The organism is Pseudomonas sp. QS1027 (genome assembly GCF_002814235.1).
Lineage (GTDB): Bacteria > Pseudomonadota > Gammaproteobacteria > Pseudomonadales > Pseudomonadaceae > Aquipseudomonas.
In genome coordinates, this window is sequence record NZ_PHSU01000034.1 from 1 (window position 1) to 21,890 (window position 21,890).

Here is a 21,890-nt window from a genome sequence, read left to right on the forward strand (position 1 = left end):
ATGACTTGGCCGGACGAATACCATATTGAGGCAAAAATGTACGCCACATTGGGGACATCTATTTTGTAGTAGTGTTTTGTGCCAGGGACATACAGTGTTTAGGGTTAGGTCCCAGCTCTCCATGCAATGTTTTTTTTCGGCTAGGCATCGAATACAGATTTTTGGAGCGTTACACGACCACGTTTTATTTGTGGTTCTGGAGATCAAGCTTTCATAGGCGTATACCCACGTTGGTGGATAGGGGGGCTCTGAGAAGGGGCATAGCTGGGCTGTGTGAAGCTCCTCAAGATAGGTGAGGATGTCTGAAATTCTCAGATAGTTTGCACTGGCTAGCCGGCTGAGAAAATTCGCTAAACTCTCGCCGGGAATGATCAGTGGATGTACTGGTAAGGCAAGCATCTTAATCTCTCCTAATTGGAGGAGATGCTCCAGGCATCACGGTTTTTCAGAAAGCTTTCGATACCCGATAGCACAAGTCGACACCATTTTGGTTGTGCGTTGGCAGGGATGATGCCTGTTACATGAGAAATGCTGTTGTAAACGTTAGCAGGAGTCTCACCGTAGGATCGAAAGCTACGCGAAGACGCTAGTAATTTATGAAACCCGACAGGCCAGTTAAGCAGTGCGTTGGTTGATTTTATGTAGGATCGTTTGGTGTGCTTCAGATTGACGACCCTACGGCTCAAGCTGAGAAACGTGGTGCCGGGATCGTTTGTGAGGGCGCCCAAAAACGTAAGGAGCTCTAGCATATCCAGTAATTCCAGTGACAGAAATTCGTCTGAGTAACAAACGCTGCTCAGAGGGGTGTTTTGCCCGGTAAATTTATGGACGAGTATCCTGCTCATTTCGTACAGAGCTTCAGAACAGCGAGTTGAACCCAACTTTGATAGATCAGCACCGCATGGGCAGCAGTTATAGCTGGGCCGTCCCCCGGTTAAAGGGGCGTCACAGGTAGGGCAACTGTCTATGAGCAAGCACTTATGGCTTTCACAGGCGGAAAAAGGGGCCAGCATCCAGTAGGCCTTTCCGTAAGAGAATTCATTAAGGCAATCGAGGCACACCCTACAGGTCGTTAGCGCGAGGTGTTTGCTCGGTAGGGTATGCCCGTAAAGTTTGACCGTTGACCTGCTTGTCAGCGTAGGGACCGCAGGTGACAGAGCATTTAGGTCTTGGCCGATCGCAATGCTTAGCTGCAAATGCCGTTTGATCGACATCAATCCATTCTCCGGTAGCATTAAAGAGCGTTTCAGTGTGGAGATACCCGTGAGATGATTCATAGCTGCCGCACGAAATAGCAGGCTTTCTAGGCTCTCCCACGGAAGCAATAATGTTTTTATGAGCAAATTGATAGTAGGGGTTGTGTGCTTTTCGTAGGCAGCCTGCATTTTGTATTGCGCAGCCAACTGCCGAGCTTCTTCTTCCTCCCGCAATGCTAGGGCTTGCTGATCATGGAGTGCAGTATTTGTATATGGCATGATAAATGTCCTTTTATTGTTGGTTATTGTCGACACCATTGAATGGCTCGTTGTGTTCGATGAGTGCACGGAAATTGAATAGGGGGCTGAAGGGGTTGCGATCGTCGCTTACATTGCTCCAGACCTCATCTTTAAACGCTTGTGAAAAAACCTCGAGCGTGATCCCTTCAAGATTGTTTTTGATGGAAATGTGCACTGCTCGATCAATGATCTTTACCAGGTAGTCAATCAATCCGTATGATGCATAGTAGAAGCGTTGAATCATTTCACTGGTCGTCAAACTGATCGATTGAACACCGATAACACCCTCAAGTGTTTTTAGTAACGTGAGGAAATCAGTTGAGGATTTCTTTGAGATTTTGAAGCGGTCAAAGTCAATTGTTGCGGAGAATCGTCGTCTCAGTTGTTGATCGTTATTAAGGATTTCTTGAGTACTGCGCATGCCGATCAGTACCACAGCTACGCCAGTATTGTTCATCAGGTGTTTAATCCAATTACTGGCTTCATTTGTATTGCGCAGGCGATCGACAATGTGCTGTACTTCATCGAAAATAATCAACTCAGTCCCAAGGTCCTTAAGCAGTCCAATGATTCGGAGCAGTTTGAATTCTGCTGAGTGGCTTCGCGTTTTTGCAAAGGCGTCTCCCAACCCTTCCAGAAATGTTTCTCCCATCGATTTAAGCGTAGGCTTTGAGGGTAGCTCCATATAAATAGTCATGAATTTATGGCCGTCGACCGCTAACTGTCGCCTGTCCGAAATTAGTTTCTTTATCATCGTACTCTTTCCGGCCCCACTAGGGCCGCAAATGAGGAGGCCTTTAGCTTTTCCCGAATACTTGGTGTCATAAATGACTTCATCCACCCGAGATAAAGTATTCTCGATTTGTGGTGTAGTAATAAATTGTTTGCTCAGCCTAGTTATCTGTGCTGCGGCAGTTAGCTTGCTCATGTCAGTCATCCTGTGATGAAATGATTTGAACCGGAAATAGCGACGGTGAATTGAAGCTTTGGACTTCAAGTAAGGGCGCTTCAAACGGCGATGGCAGTGCTACCAATTGTTGCTCGGTTGAGCGTTCATCTAGAGCCATTTTCCTTTTGGCCGCCTCGCGTCTGACTCGCAGTTTATTGGAGTGTCGGGCTTCTTTAATTTCTCCACGGATATGGTGATAAGCTTGTTGAATTGCCTCATGGTTGATCACGTTTAGATTCTCGGCCTTGGCAATTTTTTTTGCGCTGTTGTAAATGTCACGACTCATTCCAATAAAACGCCTGTCCTTAGCGGGGACCTCAAAAAATATATTTCGAAACTGATCGTGCACCCAAATGTGACCGAGTTCGTCACGGTATCTAATTTGTACTTTTTTTTCTTCACCTAGTTTGATGCGCAGAGCCGCTAGGTCTTCGCAGTGATAGATAATATTATTTAACTGAATGCCATATGGTTGGAGAGTGACGACTTTTCTAGGGGATAATGTTGTCTCCAGGGAGTCAAGATCAGCCGGCATCTGAATGACACGTGTCCGCTCCATTGATTTCCATACGTCCATAGGGGTTCTTGAGGCAAGGCCTTTGTGGGGCATTTGGTGGTAGATATCGACTATCCATTTAATGAGCGCAGACTCCAGGGTACTTAGTGTCAAACAAGCGTGTTTCTCTGACCGGTAATCTGCGCGGTCCTTTATATTTGAGAAGGTTGTACCAGGTAGGGTGTGAATAAGCCCCATATTCAGGGTCCGAAAAAAGCGCTCGACGGCCCCTTTCATTTGAGGCCCACGAGAACGAGGAAACATAATCTCTATGCCCATTTCAGTAAACGCAGTGATCAAATTATCAGCATGAAATTCGGCAGCGTTATCAGGGACAATACGTAGGGGGAGGCCATGTGCAGGCCAATAATTTTTGACTTTAGGATACCTCGCCAGCCACGCAGCTTTAGGAGTAATGGCTTTTTCGATTACGCACAGCACGCTTTCAGTATTAGGGGCAGAAAAGTGTATCCAGTAAGCCATGATCATTCTGCTATAACGATCTATTACGATAGTAAGATAAGGGCGGCCAATCACCAGGCCCGTGTCGGGGTCCACGAGGGTTACGTCGAGTACTGTGTGGTCAATTTCCCATCGGTCAAGAATGTTGCTTACGAATAGTTGCCCAACAGACTTCGGGAATCTTTTATCTGCGACATGCCTGCCGTTTTTATTAAGCTCAACATCGTAAGGGTCTAGTTTTTTGATATAGCGTCGCACAGAGGATTCTGAGGGCAACTTTGGGTGCGCAGATGGCAAACTCCTAGAGTTTTGGTCACGAATTCGACGTGCTAGCTCTTCATGCACCTGAGTTACAGGGATTCTTTCTGGCACAAAATAGATACAGTTCAAAATATCCAAGAGCAGTTCTTCCAGCTCTGGAGTAAATACAGTGGACCTTCCTTTCTTGGTGTGCAAGGGGACCAGTTTGATGATGCTGTTGTTCAGGAATCTACGGTACCAACGTCTTACGGTAATTGCAGAGGGTGGACCTTTCTTATCGTTAAATTCTTTAGCAAGTGCGGTAAGCTGTTTGTTTAAGTTTTTTCTATTCGGAAGAGTGCTTGTCTCAGATGTGATGGCGTCAATGTAGCGTTTACGGCGCAGTGCCTCCTCGGAATGTTTTGTCGGAAAGCACGTAAGGTCTGGTGCAACGTTACGTACATAGGGAATCTTGCCTAAGTGGGCTTGATCCGTGTCGATTGTGATTTCACGTGCTTCATAAAGTTTGTAAAATTCTCTTGTTGAGAAATTTGTGGGCTCCCCGTACTCGTCTTTAAATATTAAGCTGTGGTTTATGCTTTTTCCCATAAAGCGCATTGGCCGGTCTTCGTAGCGCACGATTAACGAAGGCTTAAGAGAAAATGTTTTCATGGCGATGACCTCCGGTCAAATAGACCTCTGTAGTTGCGCAAATTGGGTTTTGTAGATTTATCCCGATATAGCCTAATCCGAGAAGCCGCCAAGCCTCTTGCGGCCCAAGCGTTTGTATTAGGTCGTTTAATGACGCTGGCGGATGGTGCCTGAACTTGTATTTAAGCTCTTCATGGTATGACCCTGTTATATCCGGTCCACGCCGGTGGTACATCAATGTTAAAAGAGTATCTGCCATTGGGGTCGCAAGAATCAGCTTCTCGGTAGCGATATGAAACCTGCGGTTTGTACTTTCAAAGTGCGTGTTTAATGCGTCAATTTTGAGTTTAACTTTATGATTTAGAAGCCGTATCGATGGTTTGACTTCAAACCATCCTATGGTCCCGTCCACAAAGTTTACGCGCACGTCAGGTATGTATTTTGTTCTGAGGCCACCCATGATGAAAATTTCAAGCGACGGCTGTACTTCATAAGTGAGGACTAATGGTGATAGCTCTAGGAGTCTAAGGAAGCTGGCTTCCAGCTGTGACTCCCAGGCAACAGGGCACCCGTTCTTACGAGATGGGTGATATCCCCTTGAGTGGTTAGATCTTCGGGTTACTACTTTACGTACAGGCATCTGTAACTCCCTCACAAGCAAGCGAATGCGTAACGCTCGGCAAGCGAATTGATGCGGGAACTTTCGACAGGCAACACTTTCCCGTCGAGTAGCCTCGCTGAAATCGAAGGTATGGGAGGGGGTTGACAGATGGCAAAAAAAGGAAGAAATTACGAGCACCACACGAGTAACCGTTTTTCTTTCTTTGCCGCGGTCTTAACCCCTCAAGGTTGGCCGCGTTTTACATTTTCAAATCTCCTTTCCTCAAAAATCCAAACTATGAGTCTAAGGCTCATTTTTGAATTTATTCGTTTTTGTGACGAGCGGTTTTGTTGTTCGTCGCTGTTTTTAATTTCTCTCAAATAGCATTCATAACACGTACTGATAATTCTAGATGCATCGGTTCGTACCTTGCACGTGTCTGTAGCGTTCAAAGATAGCGGTAAGATTCGGGTTCACACCGAAAGGTTTGAGTATCTGTAGACGCGTTGCGGCAGGAGCATTTTTGATACGACTACAGTGGGCGCGCCAACATGTGGGGATCTTATGATAACGAAAACATGTATGACAATAACTTTCTTTGGTTTTTGTGGGCGTAATTTTTTGTTTACGCTTCATTTATTTGTTACATGACTCTTCGTGGCTAATTATTTTTTGGTGTTTGTATGTGGACTCCACAGTGTGGAGTCCACATACGCATCGTTAAGTTATTCGTGTTGTTTTCTATAGACTTTATTGACGTAGAACTGTGCTTTTTTGAATGTCCAAGTAAGGGGGCGCCAGTACAAACCCCAGCTTCCGCGAGCGCCTTTGCGAAACTCGCCCCAGAATGTCATCTCTTCACTTTTGTCCATTGACGTCACCTCGAAAGCTTGATGCTTCGTATCTGAGGTTAGGTCCAGGATCGGCTGGTATCCAGTGGTTTTAAGGCTTTCGGACAGACGTTTCAAATGAGAGATGGACTGTCGCCATCACGTTTCCTCTGCGCACGCTTTACAGAAAATCAATCAGTTAGGAGAACTTTTGGATCATTTATTTGAAAGAAGTCTCATCTTTTTTGAATGACTACAGACAGGCGAGCACTGGAATGAATTGCAGCTATTAATAGGAAGCATTACTATTCACGCCCCGCCTTCATAGCCCATCGCCATGAATCTCCAGCCACCCCGCAGACCCGGCTTTTTCGAGCATTACGAAGAGTTGATCGGTACCTGGACCCGCCGGCTGAGAAACCGTCAGCAAGCCGAGGACCTGGCCCACGATACCTTTGTGCGGGTGCTGGAAAGCAACGCCGCCAGCGTCGAGCAACCACGGGCCTATCTGCACCAGACCGCGCGCAATATCGCGGTGGATACCTATCGCCGCGAAGACCGGCGCGGGACCCTGGAACTGGAAGCGATTCACCACAGCGCGCCGCCCACCGGCGACCCGGAGCATTTCATGCACGCCATCCAGCTTGCCGACTCCATCGAGCGGGCCCTGGGCGAGTTGCCCGTCAATTGTCGCAAGGCCTTTGTCTGGCAGAAGATCGAGGGCCTGACCCAGGCGGAGATCGCCGAGCGCCTCGGGCTGTCCAAGAATATGGTGGAGAAGTATATGATTCGCACCCTGCGGCATCTGCGCGAGCGCCTGGATGGAGCGGATCAATGAAGGACAAGGCGATGCAAACTCCACCCGGACAGGACTTTCCATGATGGATACCCGTGATTGCCCACGCGATCCAGCCACGGTTCGCGATGAGGCCGCCACCTGGTTCGTACGGGTCCAGGAGGCGTCGTTGAGCGCCGGGCAACAGGCCGAGTTCGACGCCTGGCGCCATGAGCATCCGTTGCATCAGGATGAGTTCGACTTGCTCCAGGGACTCTGGAGCGCCACCGACCTGCTGCCCCAGGCACGTTTGCAGGCGCTCTGCGACGAGCCCCCGGCGCGGCTCAAGCGCCGGCCGCTGCTGCGTTATGCGGTGGCCGCCGGGGTGGTCGCGGTGGCCTTGGGCCTGGGGCTGTTCAGTGGCCTGAATCATCCGGCGCCCTATGACGCGACCTTTGCCAGCGTGCTCGGTGAGCGGCGGCATGTGGCCTTGCCCGACGGTTCGATTATCGACCTGAACAGCCGTAGCCGGGTCCGTGTGCATTACCAGCGTGACCGCCGTGAGGTCGAGCTGGAGCAGGGCGAGGCGATGTTCAGTGTCGAGCACGACAGCAGCCGGCCGTTCGTGGTCCAGGCCGGGGTCGGCAAGGTCACGGTCACCGGCACGCGCTTCGATGTGCGCCGCGATCCGGCGCAGACCCGCGTAGTGGTCGAGGCGGGCACGGTGAAGGTCCAGGGCCGCGATGCGGCGGACGGGGATTTCGTCAACCTCACGGCGGGCCAGGGTACCCGGGTCGATGAGCAGGGCCGGGTCGCCGTGGCTGAAGCGGTGAATGCCGACGAACTCACGGCCTGGCGCAGCGGCAAGCTGGTCTTCAACAATGCCCGCCTCAGCGATGTGGTGCAGGAAGTCTCGCGTTATCGGGACAAGCCCCTGGGTGTCGCTTCTGCGGCCGTGGGCAATCTGCGCTTGACCAGCGTGTTCAAGGTCAACGATACCGAGGCCCTGCTCAGGGCCTTGCCGAGCATCCTGCCGGTGGCCGTCAGGACCCGTGCCGACGGTGCCCAGGAAATAATTGCAAAATAGATTCAGGTTTTTTTCGAGTTCTTCGTCTTCTTGTCCAACTGCAACTGGTTTGCATTAACAACCGCATGCATTTGCGAACAACAGGACAAGGTCAGACGTGAATAACACACCCAACGCGCTTTACCAGGCGATCCGCAACGCACTGCCCAGCTCCCAGGCCTTTGCCCTGGCCCTGGCGGTCAGTGCCGTTGCTCCCCTGAGCCAGGCGGCTCAGGCTGATGCGGCCATCCATATCCAGGCCCAGCCCCTGGCATCGGCCTTGAGTCAGTTGGGACAGCAAACCTCCCTGCAAGTGTTTTTCAGCCCGCAACTGGTGGCCGGCAAGCAGGCCCCGGCGGTCGACGGCAACCTGTCGCCGGAAGAGGCCCTGAACGTGCTGCTGCGCGGCAGCGGCCTGGACTATGACCTCAAGGACGGCTCGGTGACCCTGCGCGCTGGCGCCCCGGCCGCGACCGGCGCGCTGGAGCTGGCACCGCTGGACGTCAAGGTGGTGGGCGACTGGCTCGGCGATGCCGACCAGGCCATTGTGCAGAACCACCCGGGGGCGCGGACCGTGATCCGCCGCCAGGCGATGGTCGAGCAGGGCGCGATGAACGTGAAGGACGCCCTGCGCACCGTGCCCGGCGTACAGGTGCAGGAAAACAACGGCACCGGCGGCAGCGATATTTCCCTCAACGTCGGTGTGCGCGGCCTGACGTCGCGTCTGTCGCCACGTTCCACCGTGCTGATCGATGGCGTGCCGGCGGCATTCGCCCCTTATGGCCAGCCACAGTTGTCGATGGCCCCGGTGTCGGTCGGTAACCTGGACAGCATCGACGTGGTACGCGGTGCCGGTTCCGTGCGTTATGGACCGCAGAACGTCGGCGGCGTGATCAACTTCGTGACCCGGGCCATTCCGGAGAAATTCTCCGGTGAGATCGGCAGCACCCTGGAAACCTCGCGCTACGGCGGCGTCAAGCACCTCGACACGGCTTTCCTCGGCGGCACCGCGGACAACGGTTTTGGCGCGGCGCTGTTGTACTCCGGCGTGAAGGGCGAGGGTTATCGCGAAAGCAACAACGGCAACGACATCAACGATGTCCTGCTCAAGACCCATTGGGCGCCGACCGACCAGGACGACTTCTCCCTCAACCTGCATTATTACGATGCCAATGCGGACATGCCGGGTGGCCTGACCCAGCAGCAGTACAAGGCCAACCCGTATCAATCGGTGCGTGACTACGACAACTTCACCGGCCGGCGCAAGGACATCTCCTTCAAGTACAAGCGGCAGGTGGATGACCAGACCCAGGTCGAAGTGCTGACCTACTACACCGACAGTTTCCGGGGCAGCAATATCGCCGCCCGCGACCTCAAGACCCTCAGCGCCTACCCGCGCAGCTACTACACCTTTGGTGTCGAGCCACGGGCGTCCCACGTCTTCGACCTGGGCCCGACCACCCAGGAAGTCAGCGTCGGCTATCGCTACCTGAAAGAAGGCATGCACGAGGCCACCAGCCGCGAGGCCCTGGTCAACAACGTGCCGGTCCTGACCCCGACCTCCGACGGGCATGTCTACCAGGACCGTACCGGCGGTACCGAGGCCAATGCCTTCTACATCGATGACAAGATCGATATCGGCAAATGGACCATCACCCCGGGTATCCGCTTCGAGCGCATCAGCAGCAACTGGCATGACCGTCCGGTGCCGGGCACCAACTACGTGCCGGTCCAGGAGAAGTTCCGCAGTGTCGACAGCAACGAGCCGCTGCCGGCCCTGAGCGTGATGTACCACATCTCCGATGCCTGGAAAGTCTTCGCCAACTACGAAACCTCCTTCGGCAGCCTGCAGTACTTCCAGATTGCCCAGGGTGGCAACGGCAACAGCACGGCCAATGGCCTGCAACCGGAAAAGGCCAAGACCTACGAGCTGGGCACGCGGTATGACAACGGCACCTGGGGTGGTGAGATGACGTTGTTCTACATCGACTTCTCCGATGAGCTGCAATACGTCAGCAACGATGTGGGCTGGACCAACCTGGGCGCCACCGCGCACCGGGGTATTGAAACTTCCGCGCACTACAACCTGGCGGACCTCGACCCGGCGCTCGACGGCCTGACCGCGAATGTCGGCCTCACCTACACCAAGGCGACCTCCCAGGGCGATATCCCGGGCTTCAAGGGCCGTGACCTGCCGCTGTACTCGCGCGAGGTGCTGAATGTCGGCCTGCGTTACGCGGTCAATCGCTGGACCTACAACCTCGACGGTTTCGCCCAGTCTTCCCAGCGTGCGCCGGGGACCGGGACCAACGCCGACGGCAGCTTCAACGGCAACTACATCACCACGCCGACCGCTGACGGCCAGTACGGCAACATTCCCGGCTACATGACCTGGGACGTGCGCGGTGCCTATGACTTCGGCGCGCAGCTGTCGAACCTGAAACTGGGGGCGGGGGTGCGTAACGTCTTCGACCAGCAGTACTTCACCCGGTCGAGCGACAACAATGCGGGGATCTACGTGGGTGAGCCACGGACCTTCTTTGTGCAGGCCAGTGTAGGGTTCTGATAGACCGCATCACCTTCTTCGCGGGCAAGCTCCGCTCCCACATTAGTCCTGTGTCGTGCACAACATCCTGGCCTGACTCAGAACCACTGTGGGAGCGGAGCTTGCCCGCGAAGGCGTTTTCAGGTCCGCAGAATCCTTCCGCTGACCGCCACCCCCACCAGCATCACCGCGATCATCATAAAGGCCAGGTTCAACGAACTGACATGGGCGATAAAGCCGATCGCCGCCGGTCCCGCCAGAATCCCCGCATACCCCAGGGTGGTCACCGCCGGCACGGCGACGCTTTCCGCCATGACCTTCTGTTTCCCCACGGCGGTGTACAGCACCGGCACGATATTCGAGCACCCGGCGCCCACCAGCGCATAACCGATCAGCGCCGCCTCCCAGGCCGGCACCAGCGTGGCCAGGGCCAGGCCGGCCGCAGCGGTCAGCCCGCCGAACACAATCACTTTTTGCGCCCCCAGGCGCCGCACAATGGCATCGCCGGTCAGTCGGCCGACCGTCATGGTCAGGGCAAAGGCCGCGTAGCCGAGGCCCGCATAGGCATCCTCGACCTGGCGTTCGGCGCTGAGAAACACCGCGCTCCAGTCGAGCATCGCGCCTTCGGCGAGGAACACCACGAAACACAGCAGGCCGATAAACAGCACCACGCCATGGGGCACGGCAAAGGCCGGTCCCGAGCCTTCACTGCCATAGGGCAACAGGTGCGGGGCGGCCTTGTACAGCGCCGCCAGCAGAAACACGATCACCACGCCAATCGCCCCCAGGGGCGACAGCCCCAGGCCCAGCAGCGCGCTGACCCCGGCGGCGCCGGAGATCCCGCCGAGGCTGAACAGCCCGTGAAAGCCCGACATCATGGTCTTGCCGCTGGCGCGCTCGACGATCACCGCCTGCAGGTTGACAGTGGAGTCCACCGAACCGAGCCCGGCGCCGAACAGAAACAGGCTGGCCACCAGCCAGGGAATCGAACTGACCGTGGCCAATAGCGGCAGCGCGATGCAGATCAGCAAGGTGCCGACGCTCAGCACCCGCCGACAACCGAAACGCGAGGCCAGGGAGCCAGCCACCGGCATGGCGATGATCGAACCGACCCCGAGGCACAACAGCAACAACCCCAGGGTGCCTTCATCGAGCCCGGCGCGGGCCTTGGCGTAAGGCACCAGCGGCGCCCAGGCGGCGACGCCGAAACCGGCGATAAAGAAGGCGATACGGGTCGACATCTGTTCCAGGCGTCCCGGTTTGAGCGGGGCGTGGGAGTGGAGGGCGGTCATGAAAAATCCTTGGCGGGCCGGCAGACAACGCTGTGCAAGGGAACATCCTTGCACATCGTGTCCGGCGCGGCGAGGCCAAGGACCGGTTTTATAACCGCTCGGTCAGGCTTTGCGACGGGCATCCAGGCTCAAGCGCCCGCCGCCGAAAGCGACAACCTGCAACAGGCCGCCGGCCATGGCGATGTTCTTGAAGAAGTGGATGAACTGGTTCTGGTCGCCCAGGTGATTGTGGAACGCCAGGGCGGTGGCCACGGTGAACAGCGCCATGATCAGGGCGACGGCACGGGTGCGGTAACCGAGGATCAACAACAGGCTGCCGCCGACTTCGACGGCGATCGCCGCGATCAGGGCCAGCTGTGGCAGGGGCAGGCCCGCCGATTCGATGTAGCCGATCATGCCGGCAGGGTTGGCGATCTTCGAGAAACCCGAGAGCAGGAAGATCGCGGCCAGCAGGATGCGCCCGGCAAGGGCGATGGCGGCCGAAGGGCTGGCGCTGTCGGTCTGGCTGTGGAGAGCGGAGTGGGCGTTGGCGGTGTTGGACATGGACTGATACCTGTGAGTGCGACGCGACCACCATGGTGCGTCGGAGTGGTGAGCAGTCTGCCATCGAGGTAACGTACGCAATAGCCGAATAATTTCGAGGATTAGGTTCGAAAATATCGAACACCTCCAGGAGCCCGCCCATGATTGCCAATCCCGGTACACCGACCCTCGACCAACTGCGGGTGCTGCTGACCGTGGTCGAAACCGGCAGTTTTGCCGCCGCCGCGCGCAAGCTCAGTCGCGCCACCTCGGTGATCAGCTACACCATCGCCAACCTGGAACTGCAACTGGGGGTGCAATTGTTTGATCGTACCATCACGCGCAAGCCGCAGTTGACCGACGCCGGCCGTACGGTGCTGGCCGAGGCGCGGACGATCTACAGTGGCATCGACGGCTTGCGCGCCAAGGTCAAGGGGCTGTTGCAGGGGCTGGAAGCGGAAATTCACCTGGTGGTCGATGTGATGCTGCCGGCGGCGCGCCTGGTGGATGTGCTCAAGGGTTTCCGCGCGCAGTTCCCCACGGTGCTCCTGCACCTGCATGTGGAGGCCCTGGGGGCGGTGGCGCAACTGGTGCTGGAGGGGCGCGCGAGTGTCGGCGTCAGTGGTTTTTTCAGTCGCGGCATGGCCGGGCTGGAGCGGGTCGGGGTGGGCAGCGTCGAACTGATTTCAGTGGCTTCGCCCAGTCATCCGTTGGCCCAGGGCATGAACCTGCCCGGGGCCGGTCGTGAGCATGTGCAACTGGTGCTTTCGGACCGTTCGAACCTGACCCGCAACCAGGAGTTCGGCGTGCTCGGCACCCGCACCTGGCGCCTGGCGGACCTGGGCTCGAAGTTGATGCTGCTGCGCGAAGGGGTCGGTTGGGGCAACATGCCCGCGCCGATGGTGGCCGAGGACCTGGCCAGTGGCCGCCTGGTCCGCCTGGACCTGCCGGATATGCGCGGTGGCCCTTATGGCCTGGATGCGATTTATCGAACCGACACGCCGCCGGGGCCGGCGGCGTCCTGGTTGATTGCCCGGCTGGTGGCGCAAGTGCAGGCGCCACCCGCCTGCACGGCCGACTGAGAGGCGTGGCGCGGCGCCGCGCCGCCTCAGCGCAGTTGTTCGACGATATCCGCGACGCTGCTGAGCACGTCCTTGCCCAGTTGCCTGGAACGCTGGCCGGACCAGCCGGTGCGCAGGTCCGGGGCGTCGTCGTTGTCCTTGAAGGGCATTTCCAGGGTCAGCGACAGGCAGTCGAAGCGCTGGCCGACACTGTTGCAGGCCAGGGTCATGTTGGCCTGGCCAGGCAGGCTGCGGGTGTAGCCGTGGGTGGTCTGGAAATCCACCGTGAGCGCGCTCAGATGGCTGCGGAAGTGGCTTTCCAGCCGGGCGATACGCGGTGTGTAGCCAGGATTGCCTTCGCAGCCGGCGGTGAAGATGTAGGGGATTTCCTCGTCGCCGTGGACATCCAGGAACAGGTCGACGCCATGCTGGGCCATCTGCTGCTGGACGAACAGGACTTCGGGGCTGATTTCCTGGCTGGCGTTCTGCCAGGCGCGGTTCAGGTCCTGGCCCATGGCGTTGGTGCGCAGATGCCCGTGGAAGGCTCCGTCCGGGTTCATATTGGGCACCAGGTACAGGTCGGCGCGGGTCAGCAGGTCGCGCAGCTCGGCATCGTCTTCCTGTTGCAGGCGCTCGATCACGCCTTCCATGAACCATTCGGCCATGTGCTCGCCCGGATGCTGCTGGGCGATGATCCAGACCTTGCGCCGGCCTTCGGCACCGTTGCCTTTGCGCAACAGCTGGATATCCCGGCCTTCGACACTTTTGCCGACGGCCAGCAGCTCGGTACCGGCGTGGGTCAGGGCCTGCTCGATCAGCCAGTCATGGCGCTCGCGGCTGTAGGGTTCGAAGTAGGCGAACCAGACTTGCTCCTGTTCGGCCACCAGGTTGATATGCAGGCTTTCACCGTCGAAACGGGTGTCGACGCGAAACCAGTTCTGGTGATCGTAGGACGCGACGGCGCGGTAGCCGGTCCATGCCTTGTTGTAGGAGGATTGGCTGGCGTTGCTCAGTTCGAAGGCATAGGTCTCGCCCGTTCGCAGGCCTTCAACCTTGAAATGGAACCACTGGAAATGCTGGCTGCGGGTATCCGGCTCCATGGCCAGGAGCAGGTGGTGCGGGTTGCTGGTGTCCAGTGCCTGGATATTACCGCTGTCGAAGTCGCTGCTGATTTTGAGAGGAGATAGAACCACGGGCGGGTACCTGAAGAAGCTTTTTGTGGTTGCTACTGTACACCTCGAGGGCGTATTAGCCGAGGCGCGAGGACGTGGGGGGCTGGAGAGGGGGGCGTCGTCCCTGACGCATTACTAGTTTAGTGCTTATGATATTCATTCTCAAAAAAATATCCATGCAACTTTACTATCGGGACGAGGGGTATCCGAAGTCTGGATTGGGGGATGTTCCTTTGCTATCATCGCCCGCATCGCGACTGCCCACCCATAGGGCAGCGCACCTGTCTTCATTAGCCTGAAGCCAAGCCCGTGAATAAATCGGGTGCAAAAAAAGACCCGGCAAAAAGCCGGGTCAAAAACCGTGATTAGCCTGATGAGGAGATAATCCAGGAGTCCGACCTAAGGTCTCCGGGTTATCGACCGATCTCGCGACCGGCTGACTGCAATAATAATCATTATCATTTGCAGGTCAAGTCTTTTACCGTTTCCGCGGATATTATTTTCCCCTTCCCTCCCCAGAGCCGGTTATTTCCTGGCTACGGTGTGCTCACGCCGTGCGGGTCTGTATCTGCACGACGCGGTCCACCAGGGCCTTGGCCATGTCGATCATGTACACCACCGAACACCCCAGGTCGCGGTTCGCGCTGTTCGCGGCTTCGTAGGCGGCCGCCGCCGCGCAGCGCAGCAGGTCCGAGGCCTGGATCATGGCGTCCTCGATATCCAGGTCGTCGCGTACGGCAAAGAGCTTCTGGTAGAGGGGTTCATCGCTGGTGTTCGCCGCGCAGGGGGCGGGTGAAACGCCTGGTTTCAAATAATAGTCGAGTGCACGTTGGGCGGCGGCGCGATCCTTGAGGGACGCGAGGGGGCTTTTCGAGTCGGTTCGAGGGCTTTCTGTCGTGATGGAAGTCATGAGGGGCCTGCCTTTCAGAGGAAGTTCAAGTCAGCTCTTTAAGGTTAGTACTATTGGTATTGTGTTGCTCGTCACAAACAATACATTTTGTGTATTGAGTGGCGAAGTACTGTCCGTATTGTTCCGTCCATGGATAAATGGATAGCATTGGTGAAGGCCAAGCTCGAAGAGCTTCGTCTTTCACAGGAAAAACTTGGCGAACGTCTGGACATCACCCAGGGCGGCGTCGGCCATTGGCTGAACAAAAGGCGCAAGCCTGATCTCGTGATGATGAACAAGGTCCTCCAGGCGCTGGGCCTGGGGCACCTGGAGGTGGTCCTGCTGGTTCGCGACCGCGCGGTGGCGGCCCAGGCCCCCGAGGAGCAGGACGAGCAGGTCTACGACATCACCTCGGCGTTTCGCTACCCGGTCAGCGACTGGCAGGAGGTGGCCACGCTGCAGGATTCCGCCAGGGGCGAGTACGCCGGGCGTTACGAGGTGACCGATCATTACGCCCCGGCGGCGTTCTGGTTGCAGGTGGTGGGGGATGCGATGACGGCCCCGTCCGGTACCAGCGTGCCCGAGGGCATGATGGTGCTGGTGGACCCGGACCGGGAGGTCGAGGCCGGCAGCCTGGTGATCGCCCGTTTGCGCGAAGGCGAGGAAGCGATTTTCCGTCAGTGGATGGAGGAGGGTGGGCAACCCTACCTCAAGCCGTTGAACCCGACCTGGCCGAAGATTCCGGTGGGTGAGGATTGCTGTGTGATCGGCGTGGTGGTGCAGGCGACCGCGAAGTTCTGAAGGTTGGCTCCGTTCGTGACGCGTTCACCTGTGGGAGCGGAGCTTGCCCGCGAAGAATGCGCTGCGGTGTATCAGGCACACCGCGTCATCGTTCTTCGCGGGCAAGCTCCGCTCCCACAAAAGCCCAGGCGTCCGCAAGATCGATGCAAGACTTGCCGGCCTCATCGCCGGCAAGCCGGCTCCCACAATGTCCGTGGCGAGTCGAGAGTCAGGATTCCAGCTCCACCAACGCACTGCCTTCGCTGACCATCTCGCCTTCCTGGCAATACAGCGCCTTGATCACACCCGCCTGGGGCGCGCGGATGCTGTGTTCCATCTTCATCGCCTCCAGCACCACCAACTGGGCACCGGCCTCGACGCTTTGCCCGACTTCCACCAACACCCGCACGATGCTGCCGTTCATGGGCGCGCTCAGGCCGCCCTGATGGCCGTGGCTGCCGTCGACGGCGGCAATCGGGTCGAAGCGGGTGATCTTGTGGCATTCGCCCTGCCAGTGCAGATAGAGCCCGTCGGCACCGCTGATCAGCCGATGCCGACGGCGAACGCCGGCCTGTTCCGTCGACAGGTATTCTCCGTGCAGTTCAAACCGGGTGTCCGGCGTCAGACTGACGGCCCGGTCCTCGCCATCGCAGCTCAGGTGCACCACGCTTTGCGCCGGCAGTCCGCTGCGAAAACCGTTGCCGCTGGCCCAAGGTGAGGCCGGGTCGTCCGCCCGTACGCCGGGGGCCTGGCTCTGCAGGAAGGCCTGGGCGGCCACCTGCCAGAACTCATCGGTATGCGCGCCCGGCGGCGGCAGCAAGTCGTCCTGATAACGGGGAATAAAGCCGGTATCCAGTTCCGCCTCGGCAAACGCCGGATGAGCCACGATCCGCCGGAGGAAACCGAGGTTGGTTTTCAGCCCGCCAATCACGAACTCGTCGAGCATCGCCAGCAAGCGCAGGCGCGCCTGTTCGCGGGTTTCGCCCCAGGCGATCAGTTTGCCGAGCATCGGGTCGTAGAACGGCGAGACGCTGTCGCCCTCGGCCACGCCGCTGTCGACCCGGCGTCCCGGACCCGGCGCCGACTCGCGATAAAGCTCCAGGCGGCCGGTGGCCGGGAGGAAGTCATTGCCCGGGTCTTCGGCGTACAGGCGCACTTCGATGGCATGGCCATGCAGCGGCACCTGTTCCTGGGTGATCGGCAGTACCTCGCCGCAGGCCACGCGAATCTGCCAGGCCACCAGGTCGAGGCCGGTAATGGCTTCGGTGACCGGATGTTCGACCTGCAGGCGGGTGTTCATTTCCATGAAGAAGAAATCGCCGCGGGCGTCCAGCAGGAACTCCACGGTACCGGCACCGACGTAGCCGATGGCCTGGGCCGCGCGCACCGCCGCCTCGCCCATGGCCTGGCGCAGTTGTGGACTCAAGCCCGGCGCCGGCGCTTCCTCGACGACCTTCTGGTGACGGCGCTGGATCGAGCAATCACGCTCGTTGAGGTACAGGCAGTGACCGTGCTGGTCGGCGAACACCTGGATCTCGACATGGCGCGGCTTGAGCAGGTATTTCTCCACCAGCATCCGCGAATCGCCGAAGGACGACTGTGCTTCACGCTGGGCAGAAGCCAGGGCTTCGGCCAGTTGGCTGACGTCCTCGACCACTTTCATGCCCTTGCCGCCACCGCCGGCGGTGGCCTTGAGCAGCACCGGGTAACCGATACGCTCGGCGGCGGCGCGGAAGGTTTCCAGGTCCTGCGCCGCGCCGTGATAACCCGGTACCAGCGGTACCCCGGCCGTCTCCATCAGGGCCTTGGCCGCGGACTTGCTGCCCATGGCATCAATGGCGCTGGCGGGCGGGCCGAGGAACACCAGGCCGGCGGCCTCGATGGCCCGGGCAAAACCGGCGTTTTCCGAGAGGAAGCCATAACCCGGGTGAATCGCCTGGGCACCACTGGCCTGGGCGGCGGCGATCAGTTTATCGATTTGCAGGTAGCTCTCGGCGGCCTTGCTGCCACCCAGGTCGACACGGATATCGGCTTCACGGCTATGCCGGGCATCACGGTCGATGGCGCTGTGCACGGCGACGGTGGTCAGGCCCAGGGCCTTGGCGGTGCGCATCACCCGGCAGGCGATTTCGCCGCGATTGGCCACCAGGATGGAAGTGATCACGGGCGTGCTCATCAGCGCGGCTCCTTGGCGGTGGACTCGGCCTGCCAGCTCGGCGGGCGTTTTTGCAGGAAAGCCCGCAGGCCTTCCTGGCCTTCGGCGCTGACGCGGATACGGGCAATGGCGTTTTCGCAATAACGCCGGCGCGCCGGGCTGAGTTCGCCGCTGCCGATTTCCCGCAGCAGTTCCTTGCTTACGCGCATGGCTTGCGGGCTGTTGAGCAGCAGGTTGTCGACCCAGGCCGTGACCTGTTGATCCAGCTCGCCGGCCGCACAGGTTTCCGACAACAGGCCCAGCTCGCGCGCGCGCAGGCCGCTGAAGCGTTCGGCGGTCAGGGCGTAGCGACGCGCGGCGCGCTCGCCGATGGCCTGGACCACGAACGGGCTGATCACCGCCGGGGCCAGGCCGATGCGCACTTCCGAGAGGCAGAACTGCGCATCCTCGGTGCCGATGGCCATGTCACAGGCGCCGATCAGGCCAAGGGCGCCGCCATAGGCAGCGCCCTGGACCACCGCCAGGGTAGGGATTTTCAGCTTGGCCAGGTTGTACATCAACTCGGCCAACTCGCGGGCATCGTCGAGGTTGGTGGCGTAGTCGAGCTGGGCCGATTGCTGCATCCAGGCCAGGTCGGCGCCGGCGCTGAAGTGCCGGCCACGGCCGCGCAGCACCAGGAAACGCAGGGCGGCGTTGGCCTGGACCATCTCCAGGGCAAGGATCAACTCGCGGATCATCTCGGCGTTGAAGGCGTTGTTCTTGTCTTCGCGGCTCAGCCACAAGGTGGCAAAGCCCCGGGGGTCGAGCTGCAATTCGAGGGTGTTGAAGTCGGTCACGGTGCGGGCTCCGCTGGGAGAGGGGCGGCGATAGGGCCTCATGGTCACATCCGGAACACGCCGAAGCGGCTCGGTTCGATCGCTGCGTTGAGGGCGGCCGAGAGCGCCAGGCCGAGTATTTCGCGGGTCTGGGCCGGATCGATGACGCCGTCGTCCCACAGCCGGGCACTGGAGTAATACGGGTGGCCCTGGTGTTCGTACTGGTCGAGGATCGGCTGCTTGATCTCGGCTTCCTGTTGCGCCGAGAAGCTTTCGCCATTGCGCTCGTGCTGCTCGCGCTTGACCTGTACCAGCACCCCGGCGGCCTGTTCGGCACCCATCACGCCGATTCGCGCGTTCGGCCACATCCACAGGAAACGCGGGTCATAGGCGCGCCCGCACATGCCGTAGTTGCCGGCGCCGAAACTGCCGCCGATGATCACGGTGAATTTCGGCACCTTGGCGCAGGCCACGGCGGTGACCAGCTTGGCGCCATGCTTGGCGATACCGCCGGCCTCGTATTTCTGGCCGACCATGAAACCGGTGATGTTCTGCAGGAACAGCAGCGGGATGCCGCGCTGGCAGGCCAGTTCGATAAAGTGCGCGCCTTTCTGTGCGGACTCGGCGAAGAGGATGCCGTTGTTCGCCAGGATCGCGATGGGGTAACCGTGCAGGTGGGCAAAGCCACAGACCAGGGTGGTGCCGAACAGCGCCTTGAATTCATCGAAGAGCGAATCGTCCACCAACCGGGCGATGACTTCACGCACGTCGAACGGTTGCTTGGCATCCGCCGGAATCACCCCGTACAACTCGTCGGCGGCGAAGCGCGGGGCAATCGGCGTGCGTTGTTGCAGCTCGCCGAGCTTGCGCCAGTTGAGGTTGGCGACGCTGCGCCGGGCCAGGGCCAGGGCGTGTTCATCGTTTTCGGCGTAATGGTCGGCGACGCCGGAGATCTTGCAGTGCACATCGGCGCCGCCCAGGTCCTCGGCGCTGACCACTTCACCGGTGGCGGCTTTCACCAGCGGGGGACCGGCGAGGAAGATGGTCGCCTGCTGGCGGACCATGATCGCTTCGTCGGCCATCGCCGGCACATAGGCCCCGCCGGCGGTGCAGGAACCCATGACCACGGCGATCTGCGGGATGCCCTGGGCGCTCATATTGGCCTGGTTGAAGAAGATCCGCCCGAAGTGCTCGCGGTCCGGAAACACTTCGTCCTGGCGCGGCAGGTTGGCGCCGCCGGAGTCCACCAGGTAGATGCACGGCAGGCGATTCTGCTGGGCGATGGTCTGGGCCCGCAGGTGTTTTTTCACCGTGAGCGGGTAGTAGGAGCCGCCTTTGACCGTGGCGTCGTTGGCCACGATCATGCATTCGACGCCTTCGACACGGCCGATACCGGCAATCACCCCGGCGGCCGGCACGTCTTCGCCGTAGACCTCATAGGCCGCCAGCTGGCTGATTTCCAGGAACGGCGAACCGGGATCGAGCAGGCGGTTGATCCGCTCCCGGGGCAGCAGTTTGCCCCGCGAGGTGTGTCGTTCCTGGGCCTTCGGCCCGCCGCCTTGCTGGACCTGGGCCAGCAGGCTGCGCAGGGCGACGACCTGTTCGAGCATCGCCGCGCGGTTGCCGGCGAATTCGGCCGAACGCGGATTGAGTTGCGTGTGCAGGATTGCCATGTGCGCGCCCCTCAGCGGGTTTCGTTGAACAGTTCGCGGCCGATCAGCATGCGGCGGATCTCGCTGGTGCCGGCGCCGATTTCATACAGCTTGGCGTCGCGCAGCAGGCGTCCGGCGGGGAATTCGTTGATGTAGCCGTTGCCGCCGAGGATCTGGATCGCGTCGAGGGCCATCTGGGTCGCGCGCTCGGCGCTGTAGAGGATCACCCCGGCGGCGTCCTTGCGGGTGGTCTCGCCACGTTCGCAGGCCTGGGCCACCGCATACAGGTAGGCGCGGCTGGCGTTGAGCTGGGTGTACATGTCGGCGACCTTGCCCTGGATCAGCTGGAACTCGCCGATGCTCTGGCCGAACTGCTTGCGGTCGTGGATATAGGGCACCACCAGGTCCATGCAGGCCTGCATGATCCCGGTCGGGCCGCCGGAGAGCACCACGCGCTCGTAGTCGAGGCCGCTCATCAGCACTTTCACGCCACCGTTGAGCACGCCGAGGATGTTTTCTTCCGGCACTTCGACGTCATCGAAGAACAGCTCGCAGGTGTTGGAGCCGCGCATGCCGAGTTTGTCGAACTTGTTGCTGCGGCTGAAGCCTTTCCAGTCACGCTCGACGATAAAGGCGGTGATGCCGTGGGCGCCCTTTTCCGGCTCGGTCTTGGCGTAGATCACGTAGGTGTTGGCGTCGGGGCCGTTGGTGATCCAGGTCTTGCTGCCGTTGAGCACGTAGCGGTCGCCACGCTTGTCGGCGCGCAGTTTCATCGAGACCACGTCGGAGCCGGCGTTGGGTTCGCTCATGGCCAGGGCGCCGACATGTTCGCCGCTGATCAGCTTGGGCAGGTATTTGGTTTTCTGTGCGTGATTGCCATTGCGGTTGATCTGGTTGACGCAGAGGTTGGAGTGGGCGCCGTAGGAGAGGGCGACCGAGGCCGAACCTCGGCTGACTTCTTCCATGACCAGCACATGGGCCAGGTAACCCAGGCCGGCGCCGCCGTACTCTTCCGGGACCGTGATGCCGAGCAGGCCCATGTCGCCGAACTTGCGCCACATATCGGCGGGGAACAGGTTGTCCACATCGATTTGCGCGGCCCGCGGCGCCAGCTCCCGGGCGACAAAGGTCCGCACCTGGTCACGGAGCATGTCGAGGGTTTCACCGAGGGCGAAGTTCAGGGTCGGATAGCTCATGGGGCACCTTTTGTTATGGGTTGAGCAAGGCGTGGGTGTGGGCGTTTGTTCACCTTTACGTTAACGTAAAGGTGATGGGTCTGACTGTCAATCGGACATTTTCCACGGACCGTCCCGACCTCCACGCAAAGGCGCCGGGGCAGGGGCTACATAGTGCTGGCAGAGGCCTGATTTCTGCCGCATGT

Annotated in this window: 16 protein-coding genes; 5 read left to right on the forward strand and 11 right to left on the reverse strand. The window is 59.1% G+C overall.

All coding sequences use genetic code 11. The features are described from left to right. Window positions 1-410 precede the first annotated feature (410 nt). The 3 genes from CWE01_RS34410 to CWE01_RS28355 are packed head-to-tail and all read right to left on the reverse strand — an operon-like array spanning window position 411 to window position 4,375. Window positions 411-1,514 carry a TniQ family protein gene (locus CWE01_RS34410; protein ID WP_100943877.1) on the reverse strand — a complete coding sequence of 368 codons (1,104 nt, stop codon included), beginning with the start codon at window positions 1,512-1,514 and terminating at the stop codon, window positions 411-413. Next, the gene (locus CWE01_RS28350) at window positions 1,489-2,424 is read right to left on the reverse strand and encodes a TniB family NTP-binding protein (RefSeq protein WP_157815297.1); all 936 of its coding nucleotides are present in this window, start codon (window positions 2,422-2,424) and stop codon (window positions 1,489-1,491) included. The genes CWE01_RS34410 and CWE01_RS28350 overlap by 26 nt, the downstream gene beginning before the upstream one ends. Before the next feature lies 1 nt (window position 2,425). Beyond that, window positions 2,426-4,375: a Mu transposase C-terminal domain-containing protein gene (locus tag CWE01_RS28355; protein WP_100943879.1), complete on the reverse strand. Its 1,950-nt coding sequence runs from the start codon at window positions 4,373-4,375 to the stop codon at window positions 2,426-2,428. Between the two features lie 1,747 nt (window positions 4,376-6,122). On the opposite strand from CWE01_RS28355, the gene CWE01_RS28365 reads away from it, so the two are divergent. From CWE01_RS28365 to CWE01_RS28375, 3 genes are all read left to right on the forward strand, one after another. Continuing rightward, window positions 6,123-6,623, forward strand: coding sequence for a sigma-70 family RNA polymerase sigma factor (locus tag CWE01_RS28365; protein ID WP_100943881.1), 501 nt, complete (start codon window positions 6,123-6,125; stop codon window positions 6,621-6,623). Window positions 6,624-6,663: 40 nt separating this feature from the next. Beyond that, window positions 6,664-7,647: a FecR family protein gene (locus tag CWE01_RS28370; RefSeq protein WP_100943882.1), complete on the forward strand. Its 984-nt coding sequence runs from the start codon at window positions 6,664-6,666 to the stop codon at window positions 7,645-7,647. Window positions 7,648-7,777: 130 nt separating this feature from the next. Beyond that, window positions 7,778-10,192 carry a TonB-dependent receptor gene (locus CWE01_RS28375; protein ID WP_100943955.1) on the forward strand — a complete coding sequence of 805 codons (2,415 nt, stop codon included), beginning with the start codon at window positions 7,778-7,780 and terminating at the stop codon, window positions 10,190-10,192. Between the two features lie 119 nt (window positions 10,193-10,311). On the opposite strand, the gene CWE01_RS28380 is transcribed toward CWE01_RS28375, so the two are convergent. Beyond that, the gene (locus tag CWE01_RS28380) at window positions 10,312-11,463 is read right to left on the reverse strand and encodes an MFS transporter (RefSeq protein ID WP_100943883.1); all 1,152 of its coding nucleotides are present in this window, start codon (window positions 11,461-11,463) and stop codon (window positions 10,312-10,314) included. Between the two features lie 102 nt (window positions 11,464-11,565). Beyond that, entirely contained in the window at window positions 11,566-12,006 is a 441-nt protein-coding gene (locus tag CWE01_RS28385; protein WP_100943884.1) for a DoxX family protein, read from the reverse strand. A gap of 140 nt (window positions 12,007-12,146) precedes the next feature. Between CWE01_RS28385 and CWE01_RS28390 the strand changes: the two genes are divergently transcribed. After that, entirely contained in the window at window positions 12,147-13,067 is a 921-nt protein-coding gene (locus tag CWE01_RS28390) for a LysR family transcriptional regulator (protein ID WP_100943885.1), read from the forward strand. 26 nt (window positions 13,068-13,093) lie between these two features. Here the strand turns inward: CWE01_RS28390 and CWE01_RS28395 are convergent, their stop codons facing one another. Both CWE01_RS28395 and CWE01_RS28400 read right to left on the reverse strand, forming a co-directional pair. Further along, the gene (locus CWE01_RS28395; protein WP_100943886.1) at window positions 13,094-14,239 is read right to left on the reverse strand and encodes a M14-type cytosolic carboxypeptidase; all 1,146 of its coding nucleotides are present in this window, start codon (window positions 14,237-14,239) and stop codon (window positions 13,094-13,096) included. 526 nt (window positions 14,240-14,765) lie between these two features. Beyond that, window positions 14,766-15,128, reverse strand: a complete 363-nt coding sequence (locus CWE01_RS28400; protein ID WP_100943887.1) for a DUF6124 family protein — start codon at window positions 15,126-15,128, stop codon at window positions 14,766-14,768. A gap of 129 nt (window positions 15,129-15,257) precedes the next feature. Here CWE01_RS28400 and CWE01_RS28405 point away from each other — a divergent pair, with 129 nt between their 5' ends. Further along, complete coding sequence (locus CWE01_RS28405; RefSeq protein WP_100943888.1) at window positions 15,258-15,908, forward strand: LexA family transcriptional regulator; 651 nt, start codon at window positions 15,258-15,260, stop codon at window positions 15,906-15,908. Window positions 15,909-16,116: 208 nt separating this feature from the next. On the opposite strand, the gene CWE01_RS28410 is transcribed toward CWE01_RS28405, so the two are convergent. Genes CWE01_RS28410 through CWE01_RS28425 form a run of 4 tightly spaced genes read right to left on the reverse strand, consistent with a single transcriptional unit; the run spans window position 16,117 to window position 21,705 of the window. Then, window positions 16,117-18,063, reverse strand: coding sequence for an acetyl/propionyl/methylcrotonyl-CoA carboxylase subunit alpha (locus CWE01_RS28410; RefSeq protein ID WP_100943889.1), 1,947 nt, complete (start codon window positions 18,061-18,063; stop codon window positions 16,117-16,119). Beyond that, window positions 18,063-18,878, reverse strand: coding sequence for a gamma-carboxygeranoyl-CoA hydratase (locus CWE01_RS28415; RefSeq protein ID WP_100943890.1), 816 nt, complete (start codon window positions 18,876-18,878; stop codon window positions 18,063-18,065). The genes CWE01_RS28410 and CWE01_RS28415 overlap by 1 nt, the downstream gene beginning before the upstream one ends. 44 nt (window positions 18,879-18,922) lie before the next feature. Beyond that, on the reverse strand, window positions 18,923-20,530 hold the full coding sequence (locus CWE01_RS28420; protein WP_100943891.1) for a carboxyl transferase domain-containing protein: 1,608 nt from the start codon (window positions 20,528-20,530) through the stop codon (window positions 18,923-18,925). A gap of 11 nt (window positions 20,531-20,541) precedes the next feature. Further along, the gene (locus tag CWE01_RS28425) at window positions 20,542-21,705 is read right to left on the reverse strand and encodes an isovaleryl-CoA dehydrogenase (protein WP_100943892.1); all 1,164 of its coding nucleotides are present in this window, start codon (window positions 21,703-21,705) and stop codon (window positions 20,542-20,544) included. Window positions 21,706-21,890 lie beyond the last annotated feature (185 nt).